Annotated in this window: 8 protein-coding genes and 2 pseudogenes; 7 read left to right on the top strand and 3 right to left on the bottom strand. The window is 27.3% G+C overall.

All coding sequences use genetic code 11. The annotated features are described in order from the left end of the window. Positions 1-1,326: 1,326 nt before the first annotated feature. The 3 genes from lpdA to aceE all read right to left on the bottom strand — a co-directional run bounded on the left by lpdA (position 1,327) and on the right by aceE (position 6,888). Complete coding sequence (lpdA, locus tag QMA81_01270) at positions 1,327-2,751, bottom strand: dihydrolipoyl dehydrogenase (protein WHL24944.1); 1,425 nt, start codon at positions 2,749-2,751, stop codon at positions 1,327-1,329. A 157-nt stretch (positions 2,752-2,908) separates the two neighbouring features. Then, on the bottom strand, positions 2,909-4,207 hold the full coding sequence (gene aceF, locus QMA81_01265; GenBank protein ID WHL24943.1) for a dihydrolipoyllysine-residue acetyltransferase: 1,299 nt from the start codon (positions 4,205-4,207) through the stop codon (positions 2,909-2,911). Between the two features lie 11 nt (positions 4,208-4,218). After that, positions 4,219-6,888 carry a pyruvate dehydrogenase (acetyl-transferring), homodimeric type gene (gene aceE / locus QMA81_01260; GenBank protein WHL24942.1) on the bottom strand — a complete coding sequence of 890 codons (2,670 nt, stop codon included), beginning with the start codon at positions 6,886-6,888 and terminating at the stop codon, positions 4,219-4,221. 2,050 nt (positions 6,889-8,938) lie between these two features. Between aceE and mrcB the strand changes: the two are divergent. From mrcB to QMA81_01225, 7 genes and pseudogenes are all read left to right on the top strand, one after another. Next, positions 8,939-11,218 (top strand): annotated as a pseudogene (gene mrcB, locus QMA81_01255) (bifunctional glycosyl transferase/transpeptidase). Positions 11,219-11,454: 236 nt separating this feature from the next. Further along, a complete protein-coding gene (erpA, locus tag QMA81_01250) occupies positions 11,455-11,805 on the top strand; it encodes an iron-sulfur cluster insertion protein ErpA (GenBank protein ID WHL24941.1) in 351 nt (116 codons plus the stop codon). A gap of 430 nt (positions 11,806-12,235) precedes the next feature. Then, positions 12,236-13,882: pseudogene (locus QMA81_01245) on the top strand (CTP synthase). 79 nt (positions 13,883-13,961) lie between these two features. Further along, a complete protein-coding gene (gene eno / locus QMA81_01240; GenBank protein ID WHL24940.1) occupies positions 13,962-15,269 on the top strand; it encodes a phosphopyruvate hydratase in 1,308 nt (435 codons plus the stop codon). A gap of 530 nt (positions 15,270-15,799) precedes the next feature. Next, a complete protein-coding gene (gene cysJ, locus QMA81_01235; protein ID WHL24939.1) occupies positions 15,800-17,620 on the top strand; it encodes an NADPH-dependent assimilatory sulfite reductase flavoprotein subunit in 1,821 nt (606 codons plus the stop codon). Continuing rightward, positions 17,620-19,338 (top strand): assimilatory sulfite reductase (NADPH) hemoprotein subunit, encoded by a 1,719-nt coding sequence (gene cysI / locus QMA81_01230; protein ID WHL24938.1) that lies wholly within the window; start codon positions 17,620-17,622, stop codon positions 19,336-19,338. The genes cysJ and cysI overlap by 1 nt, the downstream gene beginning before the upstream one ends. Further along, positions 19,331-20,092: a phosphoadenylyl-sulfate reductase gene (locus QMA81_01225; GenBank protein WHL24937.1), complete on the top strand. Its 762-nt coding sequence runs from the start codon at positions 19,331-19,333 to the stop codon at positions 20,090-20,092. Before cysI ends, QMA81_01225 begins: the two co-directional genes overlap by 8 nt. Positions 20,093-20,272: the final 180 nt, after the last annotated feature.

The raw sequence follows: 20,272 nt of genomic DNA, 5'->3' as shown, positions 1-20,272 counted from the left end.
TATTAATAACAAAAATAGTTGCTATAAAACATGTTAATATTAGTAATGATTTGAAAAATATTATCATAATAAACCTTCATATCATTAATTAAAAAATTAAATTTTTTAATAGTTTTAATTAAATAATACTACAATAATATTCAAAAATTATGTCTATATATTTAATAATTTAAATTATTTTTTTTATTGTTAAGTTTGATAACTTTTATACTTTAAAGTATTTATCAAAAAATTTAATTTTTTTTAGATATTTATATAGAATATAGTTAATATTCTAATTGTTTTGTGGAATATATTTCAGATTAAACAGTAAATAGTAAACAATTATTACTGTGTATTTATACTATTATTAGATATAAATCGTTTTATTTTATTAGAAAATATAATACTAATTATAAAAAATACTGTTGATTTAATAGTTATTTTTAAATTTCCATAGATAAGAAATACACAGATATAATAATAATTATTAATATAAATAAAATAAAGATTATTATTAATTTATACAGTAAATATTTTTCCTAAATATTTTATTTAAAACTATAAAATAGATATTATTGTTAAAATTATGAATGATGCATGTTATTGTTCTTAATAGATTTTAAATATAGTTAATATTTATATTGAATTGAAAATATATCTAATTATTATCAATTAGATTTAATGATTAAAACATATATGAAATGTAGACATGTCAGATTTTTTAATTTATTTTAATATTGTAAGATATTGGCAGTATATTTAGTATGTTTTACTATTTAAATTTTTATTTACATACAACATAATATTTTTAGATTAATTTTTAGTTAAATACTTATTATTACATCACTAGTTTTTATGTTAAAAAAAATTTTTTATAAAAAAGTTAATATTTTAAATAATAAAATATTAACTTTTTAATGATCATTAATTAATAGTCATAAATTCATTATACCCTAAATAATTAACAATAAATATAATGTGAATATACTTTATAACTATAACGTATGCAATTACATAGATAATTTATTACGTTTAATACATGAACGCTATTTCATTGACTAATATTATTTTAAATTTTTTATTGTCATCGAACGAGTTATATCATATCAATAACATAAATATGTAGCAATATATATATTGCTACATATTTAAAAATTATTTATATTCTTTATAAAACAAAGAATATAAATGAATGTAATTATTATATTATAATTTATAAACATTATGTAGTATTTTAAATATTAACACTTATATGCTTTATAAATTTAAATAAAACATATATTAATGTAGTATTATTTTAAATTAATTAATTTATAAACTTTATTTACAATCATATAAAATTTGTTATGTGCGTATTTTTATATTAGGAAGATCAGTAATCGACCCATTATAAACAGATGCTGCTGATGCTATTGATTCATATAAAGTTGGATGAGCATGAATAGTCAGAGCAATATCTTCTGCATCACACCCCATTTCAATAGCTAATGCAACCTCTCCTAATATTTCACTAGCGTGCGTACCTAAAATGGATCCTCCAATAATTCTGTTTGTTTTTTTATCAAAAATCAATTTAGTCATACCTTCTTTACAATCCTCAGTAATTGCTCGACCTGAAGCCATCCAAGGGAAAATAGCAGCTTTATAATCTATATTTTTTGCTTGTGCATCTTTTTCGGTATAACCAACCCATGCTATTTCTGGATTGGTATATACAATAGACGGAATTATTATTGGATCAAAATAACGTTTTTTACCAGCAATAACTTCTGCTGCTACATGTCCTTCATGAATACTTTTATGTGCTAACATTGGATGTCCGATAATGTCGCCAATAGCAAAAATGTGTTGTATATTAGTGCGCATTTGTTGATCTACAGGAATAAAGCCATATTTATCTACATTGACTCCTGCGTTTTCAACATTCAATGTTTTTCCATTCGGAACACGCCCAATTGCCACTAATAATACGTCATAACGTTCAATATTTTTTAATGAAGTTTGTTTATTCTCCATAGTAACATAAATGCCATCTTTTTTGGCTTCTATTACGTTTACTGTAGTATTTAAAATTAAATTAATATTCCTACTTATTATTTTAGAAAAAAGATTAACAATATCTTCATCTAAAATTGGTATAATTTGATTGTATACTTCCACTATATCAATTTCTGATCCAAACGCATGATATATTGTTGCCATTTCTAATCCTACAGCCCCAGAACCTACGATTAGCAAACGCTTAGGTATTGATTGTAAAGACAGAGCATCAGTTGAATTCCAAATACGATCATCATTAGGAACAAATGGTAAAGACACAGAATGAGATCCTGCCGCTATAATAGCATAATTAAATGTTATTTCTAAAGTCATTTGATTATTTTCAACTTGAATAGTATTCTTATCAAGAAATTTACCAATTCCATTAATTACTTGGACGTTACGTGCTTTTGCCATAGTACTTAAACTATTTGATAACTGAGTAATAATTTTGTCTTTCCAAGAACGTGTTTTGTCAATATCAATAGCTGTTTCTGCTGACGCAAGAATACCATATTTATCTATATTTTTTTTTGTTTCAATTAATTTAGCAATATGTAATAATGTTTTAGAAGGGATACAACCAACATTAAGACATACTCCACCTAAAATAGGGTAACGTTCTACTATGGTGGTATCCATTCCTAAATCAGCACAACGAAAAGCTGCAGAATAACCTCCTGGTCCTGCTCCCAAAACAAGAATTTGAGTTTTTAATTGCATATGCATAGTTCTCTTACCCCTCAGATTTTAATTAAAACTATAAACTAGTATATCTAATTTGATTAGATATGTATTTCTTTATCATATTAATTTATATCTGATAATGACATATACTCTTATATCTTATGTGATAAGATTATCGTAATTTATATAATAATCAATTTTACATAGACAACAATCGCATATCAGAAAGTATTCTATTAATAAGTGTTATAAATCGAGCACCATCTGCACCATTAATAACACGATGATCATATGATAATGATAAAGGCAATATTAAACGTGGAACAAATTTTTTTTCAGTCCAAATTGGTTTTGTAAAAGATTTAGACATGCCTAAAATAGCTACTTCTGGAACATTAATAATAGGAGTAAAAGTTGTACCTCCTATACTTCCTAAATTAGATATAGTAAAACTCCCTCCCTGCATATCAGAAGGAATCAATTGATTTCCAGAACGCGCTTTCAAAGAAAGCGCTGTTAATTCTTGTGATAATGAAATGATACCTTTTTTATTTACATCACGCAAAACAGGTACTAATAATCCTTTAGTAGTATCTACTGCTATACCTATATTAATATATTTTTTTAAAATTAATGTCTGATTGTCTTGAGATAAAGAACTATTAAATAGTGGTAATTCTTCTAATGCTTTTGCAACTGCTTTCATAACAAAAACTAGCAGTGTAATTTTACAATTTATTTTTTTCTTTTCAATTTCAAGATTTTGTTGCTCTCTAAAATGCTCTAAATCAGTAATATCAACTTCATCAAATTGTGTTACATGAGGAAGCATTATCCAATTTCTTTGTAAATTTGCACCGGAAATTTTCTGTATTTTACTTAACGTTACAGTTGTAGTATTCCCAAATTTACTGAAATCTATTTTTGGCCAAGGAGATAATATAGGTAATAATTGATTAGATTGAGTAGATGACATATAGTTTGTATGATGCATTGATATATTATTCATGTAATCTTGAATATCTTCTTTTAAGATACGTCCTTTACGACCACTACCCTTTACTTTTGATAAATCTATTCCGCATATACGAGCTATGTGACGTATTAATGGAGTAGCATGTATTGTGATATTTAGTTTAGAATAGATATTGCGGTTTATTGTATTACTATATATGTCTCTTTTTTTTATATTATTGGTTTCTGAAAAAGAAGAAGAGAAATCAATATTTTTCTGATCATTACAAGACGATTCATCAGTATTATTTTGTGTATCTAATAATAAAATTAAAGATCCTGTATGTACTTTATCTCCAACATGAACATGAATTGTAGTAACAATACCAGAATAGAGGGCTGGTATTTCCATAGAAGACTTGTCACCTTCTATTATAATAAGTGGTTGGTTAATATTAATTTTGTCTCCAATTTTGACCATGATTTCTGTAACTTCTAATGCATCATCACCAATATTTGGCACATTAACTTCGATTGCAGTCATGCTGCTACTTCCTATATTAGACGTGGATTAATTTTATCAGGATCAATATCATATATTTTGATAGCATTTAGAACAATGCTGGCATGAATATGGCCATTTTTTACTAATTGAGCTAATGCTGCTGTAACTACATAACCTGTATCTACTTCAAAATGATGTCTTAAATTTTCTCGACTATCAGAACGACCGAATCCATCTGTACCTAAAACAAAAAAATGATTACTTGGAACAAAACACCTAATTTGTTCTGCAAATAACTTCATATAATCAGTAGCTGCTATAGTAGGAACATTATTTAATACGGTAGTAATATATGGTATTTTGGGTATATCCATAGGATGTAACATATTCCAACGTTCACAGTCTTGCCCATCTCTTGCTAATTCAGTAAAAGAAGTAACACTGTATACATCAGAGCTTACATTATATTCTTGAGACAAAATTTTAGCTGCTTCACGCACAAGACGTAAGATAGCACCAGATCCCATTAACTGAATTTTTCCATTTTTTCCAGATAAAGATTCTAATTTATAAATTCCTTTCCGAATTCCTTCTTCAACTCCTGTTGGCATTGCTGGCATATGATATTTTTCATTTAATGTAGTAATATAATAATATATATTTTCTGGGTTATTTCCATACATACGTACTAACCCATCTTGTATAATTACAGCAATTTCGTATGCATATGCTGGATCATAAGAAATACAATTAGGAATTGTTAATGACTGAATATGACTATGGCCATCAGCATGTTGTAATCCTTCTCCGTTTAAGGTAGTTCGACCAGATGTGCCCCCAATTAAAAATCCGCGGGCTTGTTGATCAGCAGCAGCCCAGAAAAAATCTCCAATTCTTTGAAAACCAAACATTGAATAATAAATATAAAATGGAACCATAGGAAAATCATTAGTACTATATGAAGTAGCAGCAGCCAACCAAGAAGCTGCTGCACCCAATTCATTAATGCCCTCTTGTAAAATTTGTCCTTGTTTATCTTCACGATAGTATGCAAGTATATCATGATCTTGAGGGGTATATTGTTGCCCCATAGAACTATAAATACCTATTTGACGAAATAACCCCTCCATCCCAAAGGTTCTAGCCTCATCAGCAATAATAGGCACTAGCCTATGCTTTATTGGTTCATACTTCAATAGTATATTGAAGACACGTACAAATGCAAGAGTAGTAGAAATATCTTTATTTTGCTGGATTAACAAAGGATAAAAATGTTTTAATGTTGGAAGTTCTAATGAATAAGTAGAGTATTGCAATCTGTTTGGAATGTATCCGAATAATTTTTTGCGTTGTTCATGTAAATATATATATTCCTTAGAACCCTTTTTAAACGTTAAATAAGGCAAAGATTCAATTTGGTCATCTTTGATAAGATTAAGGTTAAATCTATCTCTAAAATGACGGATTCCGTTTATATTAATTTTTTTAATTTGATGTGCAATATTCATTCCTTCAGCGCTAGAACCCATTCCATAACCTTTAATAGTATGTGCTAATATTACGACAGGTTTTCCAGAGCTATTTTTAGCTTTTTCTAAGGCAGCAAATACTTTTTTAGGATCGTGTCCACCACGATCTAATGCCCAAATTTCAGAATCGCTCATATCATCCACTAATGCGTTAGTTTCTGGATATTTGCCAAAAAAATGTTTACGTACATATGCGCCATCTTTAGATTTAAATGTTTGATAGTCTCCATCAACGGTTTCATTCATGAGTTTAATGAGCTTACCGCTAGTATCCTTATGTAACAAAGAATCCCATTTACTTCCCCAAATAACTTTAATTACTTCCCAACCTGATCCTTTAAATATATTTTCTAAATCATTGATAATTTTTCCATTGCCTATTACTGGACCATCTAATCGCTGTAAATTACAATTAATAATAAAAATTAAATTATCCAATTTTTCTCTAGCAGCAATATTTAGAACTCCTTTAGATTCAGGTTCATCCATTTCTCCATCTCCTAAAAAAGCATATACTGTTTGTGAAGTAGTATCTTTTAAATTTCTATTATTTAAATATTTTAAAAATTTTGCTTGATAAATTGCGCTAATTGGAGTAAGTCCCATAGAAACTGTAGGAAATTGCCAAAATTCCGGCATTAATTTTGGATGGGGATACGAAGGAAGCCCCAGATTTTTTATTTCTTGGCGAAAATTGTTTATTTGATCCTCATGTAATCGTCCTTCAAGAAAAGCCCGAGCATATATTCCAGGTGAAATATGACCTTGAAAATATACTAAATCACCTCCATCATGCTTATTACGTCCGCGGAAAAAATGATTAAAACACACTTCGTATAACGTAGCTGAAGATTGAAAAGAGGCGATATGTCCTCCTAAATCTAAATTTTTTTTTGATGCATGCAATACCATCATAATAGCGTTCCAACGAATAACAGCACATATATGTTGCTCTATTTCTAAATTTCCAGGATATTCTGGTTCATCTTGTACCGGAATAGTATTTATATAATCATTTGTTATTATTTCATTATTAGAAGTAACAACACCGTTACTACGAGCTTCATGTACAATTTGATTTATTAAAAATTGAGCTCGTTTAACACCTTCTTTTTGAATAACTGAAGAAATAGATTGTAACCAATCTTGTGTTTCTATTGGATCCACATCATTAGATAAACATTCTAACATTGTAGCGTTTCCTTAATGTGCTTGAATATGTGTATATTGCTTATATTAATATTATAAATATTTAATACGATATAAATATAAATTTATTATATATACGATTATATTCATAACGAACAAAATTATTTTTAAAATATATTAATTTCATTACTTTAAAAATAAAATTTTTGGTACAAAACGATAATGCAGTAACTAAGGTGATTACGGAATTTTGTTAAGATTTTCTGTAATCACCTCTTTAAAAGAAATAAATAATAAATTAGATAAATAAATATAATATATACAAATATTATTTATTAATTTTTCATACTAATTCTTAGAATATATCATGTAATTAATAATCGTAATAAGATATATAATATAGATTTATTTTTATACTAATGTTTTCAGTATTATGTATTTATTTTATATATAAAACAATAATGTGTTTTGTTAAATAGTTTTATATTGAAGCAATTTGTTGTTTATAAATTTATATATAAAAAATTGATTCAATGATTGAATATTTTATAATATTAAGTTAGATCCTTACAGAATTATTATATTTATATTATTATTTAATTTTTACACAGTATTAAAATAATAATAAGAGAATAAATGTACTTCCATATCATGCATTTGTATTGATTAAAACTATATGATTATTACATATAATATATAATTATTCAATATTTGACCGTATTTAAATATTATTATAAGCACAGTATATACTCAATAATATAAAAATAAATTAAAATATAAGTAAAAATATTTAAATATTACATATAAAACTGAGTATTTATATACAGAAACAATATAAATTGAAATTATTTTTCAACATAAATCGAAATATAGATATATAAAATAATAAGTTTCTTATGTGTATAAGAAACGATATAAAATATATTATATATTATTAAATTACATTGTGTATAAATTTTATATATACATATATAAAATTTTATCAGGTTTATAATTATAAAAAATTTATAATTTCAGATACTAAATCTACTTAATAATTAGTATTAATTAATTGTATAAACCTACATAAAATTCAATTATTTAAATAAATCGTAAATCAAAATAGTAACTTGAAATATAACTATAATCAAAATATTTAAATACTTTTCTGAAAAAATATGTATAAACATAACTTTTACTATTTTCACAGTAATTTACTTTATAAAAATTTTTATAAAAATTTTATTTAATTATTTAAATACAAAAAATTTAAAATAATGTTAAATTTGATTGAAATATTTGGATCAATATATAATTTTATGTACTCTTAACACATGTATTAGAGCTATTTTATCATTATTTAAAATATTTATTTATGCACTTTATTCTATAAAGATATAAAATAATATATTCCGCAAAAATTATTTAATATTTTTTCATAAAAAAGTTGTTAACTATATAATAATATGTATAGAATACATTTATATTTAAAAAATTTAATTGATTTTTTTTTACATTAAATATAAATAGTATTTATGAATTATATTCATAAATACTACATAATTTCAATTGATTGCTGTATAAATTTAATCATCACAATATTGTGTTTCATGTTTAAAATCTTATTGAAACTAATTTAATAAAAATTATTTATAATTTATCGAGAATATATTTATTTACAAAAATATAAGTTTAAAAATTATTATATAAATATAAATTAAAGTTATAATATCAATAATTATATTTAGATTAAAAAATTTAGGCATGAATTATTATTTAAGATAATTTTTTTGTAGTTATCATGTTTTATTTAATATGTCTATTTCTGTTTATTAATTACTAAAAATTAATAATCAAATACACAAATTCTTATTTAAAAAATGTATAAATTACTGTAAATTGATCATAGTATCTTAAATACTATTAATCAAACATAAATAAATATGTATAAACATTACGTAACGTTTATACATATAATAACAAAAGCAGTATAAAATAATCAATTGATAATTAACTTACTTTCTTCTCATAATGTGCATTAAAAACTATAATTTTTATAGATCGATTACCATATAAGTGTTATTTAATTATTGTGCAACGAACTCTACATTTTTTATATATTATAATATGCATTTTTGCGTTTATTATTGTCCTGATTGCAGGATATGGAATGTTTTTAGATAAGACAATTCAAAATCGGATTAACGGAAAAGTCTGGCAATTACCTACTGTTGTTTATAGTCGTATGATTAATGTAGAACCTAATATATCATACAATAAAAGTGATATAATTCATTTATTGGAATCATTACAGTACCGTCAAGTGTCTAAAATTACTCATTCAGGGGAGTTTGTCGTACATAATAATGAAATTGAATTATTTCGTAGACCTTTTAATTTTCCAAGCGGAGAAGAAGGAGAAATACATGCATCCTTTTTTTTTAATCAAGAGAAATTATTACGCATTTATAACCAAGATACAAAAAATAATTTTGGATTATTTCGATTTGATCCCAAAATCATCTCTATTATATATGCTCCTAATGGACAACAAAGGTTACTCTTACCAAGATCTGAATTTCCAGACATGCTAATAGATATGCTATTGGCCATTGAGGATCGTTATTTTTATCGACATGATGGCATTAAAATATCTTCTATTGGTCGTGCTTTTATAGCTAATATTATTTCTGGGCGCACTGTACAAGGTGGAAGTACTCTAACGCAGCAACTAGTAAAAAATTTATTTTTGAACAATACCCGATCATTATGGCGTAAATTTAATGAGGCCTATATGGCTTTAATTGTTGATCATCGATATAGTAAAGATCACATTCTTGAATTATATTTAAATGAAATATATTTTGGTCAAAATAGAAATGATCAGATTCGTGGATTTCCTTTAGCTAGTTTTTATTATTTTGGTAGACCAGTAAATGAATTAAGTTTGGATCAACAAGCAATGTTAGTTGGAATGATAAAAGGAGCATCTTTATATAATCCTTGGAAAAATCCACAGATAACGTTAGAACGTCGAAATTTAATACTAAAACTATTAGCACATAGAAATATTATTGACAAAAAGTTATATACTATTCTTAGCGCACGTCCTTTAGGAATACAATCAAAAGAAGAAGTATTAATATTAAGCCCTGCTTTTGCACAAATGGTAAACGAAGAGATACAAAATATTGATCAAATTAATGATTTTTCTGGAATAAAGATATTTACGACATTAGATCCTATTTCCCAAAAATCAGCAGAAAAAGCAATGGAATTAGGTATTCATAATCTAAGACATTTTTATAAGATAAAAGATTTAGAAGGAGCCATAGTTGTAGTAGATCGATTTAGCGGGAAGGTACGTGCTATGGTAGGAGGATCTGAACCACATTTTTATGGATTTAATCGCGCTATGTATGCTCGTCGTTCCATTGGTTCATTAGCAAAACCAGCAACTTATTTAGCAGCTTTGAGTAATCCTAATAAATATCACCTTAACACATGGATTGCTGATGAACCCATTACTTTAAAACAACCTAATGGAGTGATTTGGTCCCCTAAAAATTATGATCGAAAATTTAGGGGCAAAGTTACACTCATTGATGCATTTATTAAATCTCTCAATATACCTACTGTTAATTTAGGAATGACAATAGGGTTAGACGCTGTTTCTAACATTTTAATAAAACTGGGTATTTCACCTGATTTAATTTCTTCTTTTCCATCAATCCTTTTAGGATCTATCAGTTTGACACCTATAGAAGTTGCACAAGAATTTCAAACTATTGCTAATGGTGGTCAATTTTCTTCCTTATCGTCTGTTCGTTATGTTATGAATGAAGAAAATACGATGTTATATCAATATTTTCCTAAAACAGAGCGTGTTATTTTTCCTCAAGCAGCTTATTTGATATTATATGCAATGCAACAAGTAGTAGCACAAGGAACTTCTTATGTTTTATCTGTAAAATTTCCTTATTCACAGTTGGCTGCTAAAACTGGTACTACTAATGATCTTCGTGATAGTTGGTTTGTTGGAATTGATGGCAAGGAAGTAACTGTAATTTGGATAGGACGCGACAACAATGGAGAGACTAAATTAACAGGTACGAATGGGGCATTAACTCTATATAGTCTTTATTTGGAACATAAAAAACCAACACCCTTATCTTTAATACCACCTAGTGGTATTAAACACGTACCTGTAGATAATCGTGGTAACTTTATCTTACATGATAGCAAAAATACCTGTTATCAGGTATTACCAATATGGACAACTGATCAGCAATTGTTATATCAATCATCCAATCAAACAAACATAATTTCATACCATCAAAAATCAACAAATAATATTATAGCAAATCAAAATACTCATGATTTAACCGAATAAATTAAATAACTTTATTTATGAATAAAACATTATTTATTGTTTGTTGTATTACAATATTATTGTAATAATAACAACTTAATTATATAAATTTTAGTTTATGTAATTTTTTATACTATATTGCAAATCAATATTGTTGATTTAAATATTTTTAACAAAAATAAAGAATTTTATATAGTTGACCAACTTATTATTAAAAGATTAATTATAACACTATATAATGTAAAAGGCTGATAATTATGAACAGTAATGCAACATTTCCTGTACAATTAACTGATTTTGCAGCTAACAAGATAAGGTTTTTAATTAAAAATAAAACAACAAATAATTCAAATTTAAAATTACGCGTGTATATTATAGGAGGAGGTTGTAGTGGATTTCAATATGGATTTACTTTAGATGAAAAAAGATCTAGTGATGATTATGTTATAGAAAACAATGGTATTACTGTAGTGATCGATCCTGTAAGTTTGCAGTATTTATTTGGAGGTATTATAGATTATTATGAAGGGCTAGAAGGGTCTAGATTTGTTGTAATTAATCCAAACGCTAAAACTACTTGCAGTTGTGGCGCATCGTTTAGTACATGAAATACATAACATAAGTAATAACTCACTCTATAAATAAGAAATATGTTTTATTTTCTATAATTATAGAATGCAATACTAATTATATTAATAAAATAATATATATATCATTTTCTGTATAATACAAGCCATAATAAAAATAAAAAGTTAATACTAGTATATAGTATAACTATATACTATTGTTGTGCTATGAAAATAAATACACGCGATTATTGCACTAATAATATTAGTAGGTGATTTAAAAATCAAATGTTGATTAACCTTAAATCATTCACTATTAAAATTTAAATAATATTCGAAAATAATTGGAATTTATGTTCCAGAAGTAAAAATAAGTATATCAAAAAATTTCATATTTCACTAAATAATCCGCTATAATTTATAATAAAATTTAAATCATAAAAATTATATGTATATATAATTGGATTAATATGTGAAAATTAATTATATTTTTGTCACTGGAGGGGTGGTATCATCTTTAGGTAAAGGTATTGCTACAGCTTCGTTAGCTGCGGTTTTAGAAGCACGTGGTCTTCGTGTAACTATAATGAAACTAGATCCTTACATTAATGTAGACCCTGGTACGATTAGTCCTGTGCAACATGGTGAAGTATTTATTACTGAAGATGGAGCAGAGACCGATTTAGATTTAGGACATTATGAGCGCTTTATCCGTACTAAGATGAGACATCATAATAATTTTACTGCTGGTAAAATTTATGCCGATATTTTGCGAAAAGAACGTCGTGGTGATTACTTAGGTGCTACTATACAGATTATTCCTCATGTTACTGATACCATAAAAAAATGGATTATAGCAGGTGCTTCTGTTGAGTATGATGTTTTATTAGTGGAAATAGGAGGAACAGTAGGTGATATCGAATCATTACCCTTTTTAGAAGCTATTAGGCAAATGGTAATAGAAGTAAACAAAGAGAAAACTCTGTGTATACATCTAACATTAGTACCTTTTATTACAGCATCTGGAGAACTAAAAACAAAGCCTACACAACATTCAGTAAAAGAATTACTTTCTATAGGTATTCAACCTGATATTTTAATTTGTAGATCTGATAGAGTAATCAGTAATAGTGAACGAAAAAAAATTTCTTTGTTTTGTAATGTACCTAAACAAGCAATCATTTCTCTTCAGGATGTAGATTCAATTTATAAAATACCTGCTTTGCTAAAATCACAAGGATTAGATGATTATATTTGTAAACGTTTTAATTTAAATTGTCCTGAAGCAAATTTATCAGATTGGGAAGAAGTAATTTATTATCAAGAACATCCAATAGGAGAAGTTACTGTCGGTATAGTAGGTAAATATATTGAATTAGCAGATGCTTACAAGTCAATAACAGAAGCGTTAAAACATGCTGGAATAAAAAACCGGTTTATTGTTAATATTCATCTTATTAACTCCCAGGAAGTAGAAAAGTTAGGTATAGAAAAAACTTTGAAGGGATTAGATGCAATTCTAGTGCCTGGGGGATTCGGTTATCGTGGAGTAGAAGGGAAAATTTTATCCGTACAATATGCTAGAGAAAACAATATACCATATTTTGGGATTTGTTTAGGTATGCAAGTAGCATTAATCGAATTTGCTAGGCATGTTGCTGGAATGCCGGACGCCAATTCTACAGAATTTATAACTAATTGTAAATGCCCAGTAATAGCTTTAATAAATGAATGCAAAGATGAAAACGGTACTATGATGACGTATAATAATACTAATTTAGGTGGTACTATGCGTTTAGGAAATCAAGTATGTTATTTAATTAAAGGAAGTTTAACATATCAAATATATGGGAAAAGCACTATATTAGAACGTCATCGACATCGTTACGAAGTGAATAATATGTTATTAAAAAATATCAAACATGCTGGATTAACTTGTGTTGGATTTTCTGGAAATAATCATTTGGTAGAAGTAATTGAATACTCAAAACATCCATGGTTTATAGGTAGTCAATTTCATCCTGAATTTAATTCTACACCTCGCGAGGGCCATCCTTTATTTATAGATTTTATAAGAGCTGCAATGGAATATAAACATCGTCATAATAAATTAATTTAGTGTATATGAATCAATGTTTATGGTACTATATTTATAGTTAGTAATTAAAAATTAAGATTACTTTATAAAGGAAATATATATGCCTAAAATTTTAAATATTGTTGGACGTGAAGTTATCGATTCTCGTGGTAATCCAACAGTGGAAGCTGAAGTATATATTAAAAGTGGTTCTAGATTAGCATCAGTACCATCTGGAGCATCTGTTGGTTCCAAAGAGGCTGTAGAGCTGCGAGATAATGATAAAAATCGATTCTTCGGAAAAGGAGTAACAAAAGCAGTTAATGCTATAAATGGACCCATTAATAAAGTATTAAAAGGCATAGATGTAACACAACAACATGTTATTGATAACATCATGATTGATCTAGATGGCACTAATAATAAATCAAAATTTGGAGCTAATGCTATCTTAAGTGTTTCTTTAGCAATTGCAAAAACAGCTTCAGTATTTAAAAATATCCCATTATATCAACACATTGCTGATTTATATGACATGCCAACAAATAAATTTTCTATACCACTCCCCATGATGAATATTATTAATGGCGGTAAGCACGCTGCTAATAACTTAGATATTCAAGAATTTATGATAATTCCAGTTGGCGCGAAAACAATTAAAGAAGCAATTCAAATGGGATCTAAAATATCACATATTTTAGGGACAATACTAAAGAATGAAGGACTATCTACGCAATTAGGCGATGAAGGCGGATATGCTCCTGATATCAATTCTCATATTACCACTCTAGAATTGATAAAAGAGTCTATTGAACAATCCAATTATATCTTAGGAAAAGACATTGTATTAGCAATAGATTGTGCTGCATCTGAATTATTTGATAGAGTAACTGCCAAATATAATATAAAAAGTGAAAAAAAATTATTTACCTCTAAAGAATTGACTCATTATTTATCATCATTAGTACAAAAATATTCAATAGTTTCTATTGAAGATGGACAAAGTGAACATGATTGGGATGGATTTGCTTATCAAACTAAATTTCTTGGAGATAAAATTCAATTAGTAGGAGATGACTTATTTGCAACTAATGTAAATCTATTACAAGTAGGTATTAATCAAAACATTGCAAATTCTATTTTAATTAAATGTAATCAAATAGGATCATTAACAGAAACACTATATACCATTAGAACGGCTAAAAAAGCAGGGTACGCTACAATTATTTCACATCGTTCTGGAGAAACTGAAGATACTAGTATTGCTGATATAGCAGTGGGTACTGATGCAGGTCAGATAAAAACTGGACCTGTTCGCTGCTCTGAGCGTGTAGCTAAATATAATCAGCTTATTCGCATAGAAGAAAGTTTAAGTAAAAAAGGAGTACTACGTGGGTTTAATAACATAAAATACATACACATATTCTGATATGTAATTAAGTACATCTGAAAATACGTAATACTTAATCAAGTTATATTTATTATATAAAAATTAAATAACGAGAATATAATTTCATATTAATTAATAATAGAATGTTAAATATAAAAATAGCTAATTTTAATGATACTGATTAAATTAAGTAAATGGTGTATACAACGTACAGATATGTGTATATGTAGTCATGGTAGTACTATTACTTTTTAATATATATTTATAGCAAATAAATATATAAACTATTTTAAAGTACTACTTATTGTACTATCATAGCAATGATAAGAATATAATATATAATTTGTATTATCTCGGGCTTATAGTGTTTTCAAAAATCACAACAAATAATTTTAAATTGGTATTTATTGATTAGATTAAAAATTTGGATAAATTTAACTTATCCATTTAGATTTAGTATATCTGTCTCATCTAACTTTAATAACACTAAATTATTTAGATATATATATTGATAATAATAAACAAATCTTTGCTTTTTTATAAGCATTAAAAATTAATTTTTTGATTTAATGATGAAAAAAATTGCACATAACAAGATAACACCATTAACTTCAGAACAATTAAATGACATTCAGTCAATTTTTGTCACTTTGTCTAATTCTCAATTAATTTGGATATCTGGATATTTGTGGGGATTAATAAATGCTATACAATCTGATAAGATCATTGACGTTTCTGAAAAAACTAAAATTGAAAATTCTGTTCCTAACAAAAAAATTACTCTTATATCTGCCTCTCAAACTGGTAATGCACGTCAATTAGCTGAACAATTACGTGATGATATTGATGCAATTAATTTAGATGTCGTATTATTTAATGCTAGAGACTATAAATTCAAAAAAATTGCTAAAGAAACATTATTAATTATTATCACTTCTACATATGGAGAGGGAGAGCCCCCAGAAGAAGCAATTGCATTACACAAATATTTGTTTTCTAATAAAGCAACTAGAATGGAAAATACTCATTTTGCTGTGTTTAGTTTTGGAGATCGATCTTATGAATATTTTGCCAAAGCTGGAAAAGATTTTGATTGTCGCTTAGAAGAGCTTGGAGCACATCGATTATGTGATCGGGTCGACGTCGACATCGATTTCAAAGAAGAAGCCAATATATGGAGAAAAAAAATAGTCTTTTTATTAAAAAAAAAGATAACGGATACTTCTATATTCAATCAAATTAATAAAGTTCATAACATTACACAAGTAAATCATACTATTTATAATAAAAAACATCCGTTAATTGCTTATTTATCAACACGACAAAAAGTTACTAGTCGTAATTCACTTAAAGATATTCACCATTTAGAAATAGATATTACTGACTCTAATGTATGTTATCAACCAGGAGATTCATTGGGAGTATGGTATGAAAATGATCCTAATCTTATTGATGAGCTATTAGAATTATTAGATTTAAAAGGGACTGAAGAAATACAAATTAGAGGAAAACTAATATCTCTTAATGAAGCATTAAAAAATCACTATGAATTAACACATAATTCTACAATTGTTGTAAAAAATATAGCTACTATTACTCAAAATAAAATATTACTGGATTTATTTAGCGATCAAGGAAAATTAAATACATTCATTTTAACTACGCCTATTATTGAAATGATGCATCATGTATCAGTGAAAATAAACGCTCAAGAATTATTACAAATGTTACGACCTATGCAACCTCGATTCTATTCTATTGCTTCTGCTCAAATAGAAGTAGGAGAAGAAGTGCACATCACAGTAAGCGCAATACGTTATAAAATAAATGAACGATTTAGAACAGGTGGTGCCAGCAGTTATTTAATAGATCGTATACAAGAAAATGATAAAATACGTATTTTTATTGAACCTAATGATAATTTTAGATTACCAAAAGATTCTAATGTTCCAATAATTATGATTGGAGCAGGAACAGGTATTGCTCCGTTTCGTGCTTTTATGCAACAACGTGCTGCAGATGGAGCATTAGGAAAAAACTGGTTATTTTTTGGAAATTCGAGATTTATTGATGATTTTATTTACCAAATTGAGTGGCAAAGTTATTTCAAAAGTGGGGTATTGACTAAAATTGATACAGCTTGGTCTAGAGATCAAGATTATAAAATTTATGTACAAAATAAATTATTAAAAAATGGCGCTGAAGTTTGGTCGTGGATCCAAGAAGGAGCTCATATATATGTGTGCGGTAATGCCAAATATATGGCTAAAGATGTAGATAAAACTTTAGTTATGTTAACCTCCCAACATGGAGGTATGAATTTGGACAAAGCAAATGAATTTTGGGATGAAATGCGAATACAACAGCGTTATAAAAGAGATATTTACTAATGAATACAAAACGTAGTAATAATAATACAATGTCATTATCCGATAATGAGCGAATAAAACAAGCAAGTAACTTCTTAAGGGGCACTATTGCTCAAAATTTAGATAACAGCTTGACTGGAGGTTTTAGTGCAGAAAATACGCAATTAATCAAATTTCATGGAATGTATCAACAAGATGATCGAGACGTGCGTACAGAGAGAGCAAATCAAAAATTAGAACCACTAATTAATATGATGTTACGTTGTCGTTTACCGGGTGGTGTAATCACTCCAAAACAATGGTTATCTGTTGATGATTTTTCAAAAAAATATACTTTATATGGAACAATCCGTCTTACTACTAGACAAACTTTTCAATTGCACGGTTTGTTGAAACCAAACTTAAAAAGTTTACATCATTTGTTACATAAATTAGGATTAGATTCTATAGCTACTGCAGGGGATGTGAATCGTAATGTAATATGTACAGCTAATCCAATGGAATCAACATTACACTATCAAGTATGGGAATTAGCTAAAAGCATTTCTGAGCATTTATTACCAAAATCTCGAGCATATGCAGAAATTTGGTTAGATGAAAAAAAAACAGAATCTACAGATTCTGAACCAATTTTAAGTGCTACTTATTTACCTCGTAAATTTAAAATAGCGATTGCGATACCACCAATGAATGATGTGGATGTTCATGCCAATGATCTTAGTTTTATTGCTATTAAAAGTAATAACACTGAGAAAATAATCGGTTTTAATGTATTAGTTGGCGGAGGATTAGCGATGACTTACGGAGATATGACTACATATCCTCGTAAAGCTAGTGAATTTGGGTACATTGTTACGAAAGATATTTTAAAGATTACGGAAGCAGTGGTTACAACACAAAGAGATTGGGGAAATAGATCTAATCGAAAACATGCGAAAACTAAATATACTTTAGCTCGAGTTGGAGTAGCTGTATTTAAATCAGAAGTCGAACGTCGTTCTGGAATAAAATTTCACCCAATTCATCCTTATATCTTTACAAATAGAGGAGACCGATTGGGATGGGTACAAGGTATTGATGGAAATTGGCATTTTACTTTATTTATAGAAAATGGAAGAATATTAGATAATGGTCCTAAAAAGTTATTAAAACACGGAATATCAGAAGTTGCACGAGTACATTCCGGGTCTTTTAGATTAACTGCAAATCAAAATTTAATTATTTCTGGAATATCTAAAGATAGTAAATTACTGATTGAAAATATATTGAAAAAATATAACATGACAAATGATGATATTACCCCCCAACGACAAGCATCTATGGCATGTGTAGCACTTCCTACTTGTCCTTTAGCGATGGCAGAAGCAGAACGATTTTTACCCGATTTCATTACTAAAATAGAAAATATTATGTCAAAGTATAAATTAGAAAAAGATGCTATTGTTTTAAGAGTGACGGGTTGTCCAAACGGTTGCGCTCGTGCAATGTTATCAGAAATTGGATTAACAGGAAGATCGATCGGACGTTATAATCTTTACTTAGGGGGTAATAATATCGGCACGCGTATTCCTCGATTGTATAAAGAAAATATTACAGAAACAAATATCTTAAATATACTTGATATGACTATTAAACATTGGGCGAGAGAAAGAATTAATCAAGAATCTTATGGTGATTATGTTGTAAGATCCGGGATAGTCAATGCTGTCGTAAATTCTGAAAAAGATTTTTATGAATAAATTATTAAATATTATTAATCATTGCTGGACTTTTACAAAATTTAGCTCATTCAATATAAATGAACAAAAATTGATATTAAGTAAAATAAATCAACATTTAGAATCTTTAACGACAGAAGACAGGTTTAAATGGGCTCTAGAACATTTACCTAATCAGGCAATATTATCTTCAAGTTTTGGTATTCAATCATCAGTCAGTTTGCATTTGACTACTTATTATTATCCTAATATCCCGATTATTTTGATTGATACCGGCTATTTATTTCCAGAAACATATCGATTTATAGATCAACTAACAGAAAAAATGCAATTAAATTTACATGTATTTTCTCCAAAGCAATCTGCAGCATGGCAAGAAGCACGATATGGTAAATTATGGGAACAAGGTATAAATGGTATTAAACAATATAATAATATTAATAAAGTTGAACCGATGCAACGTGCTCTAAACACGCTTAAAGTAAAAACATGGTTTGCAGGTTTACGACGTAATCAATCAAATAGCCGTAAAAAATTGCCAATAATCACTATTCAAAATGGAATTTTTAAATTTTTACCCATTATTGACTGGGATACTTCTCAGATTTATAGATATATGAAAACCCACTCTTTAGAATATCATCCATTATGGCAACAAGGATATGTATCAATAGGAGATGTGCACACTAGTATAAAATGGCAGCCTGGTATGAAAGAAGAAGAAACACGTTTTTTTGGATTACAGCGTGAATGTGGTTTACATATTATTGATTAAAATTAATTTTCACATAAATCATTTATATGATATACTTCAATTGTAATTGAATAGTAAGTATTTGAATAAAAATATATTGTTACTAACAATAGTTATTTACAAAAAATGAGTAATTATTAAAATATGTTAGTTGTGTATTATTTATAAATATTAAGGATTAACCTCAAAATTGAATATACT

This window comes from Candidatus Blochmannia vicinus (assembly GCA_030020825.1).
Lineage (GTDB): Bacteria > Pseudomonadota > Gammaproteobacteria > Enterobacterales > Enterobacteriaceae > Blochmanniella > Blochmanniella vicinus_A.
This window is presented reverse-complemented; position numbering and strand designations above follow the sequence as displayed.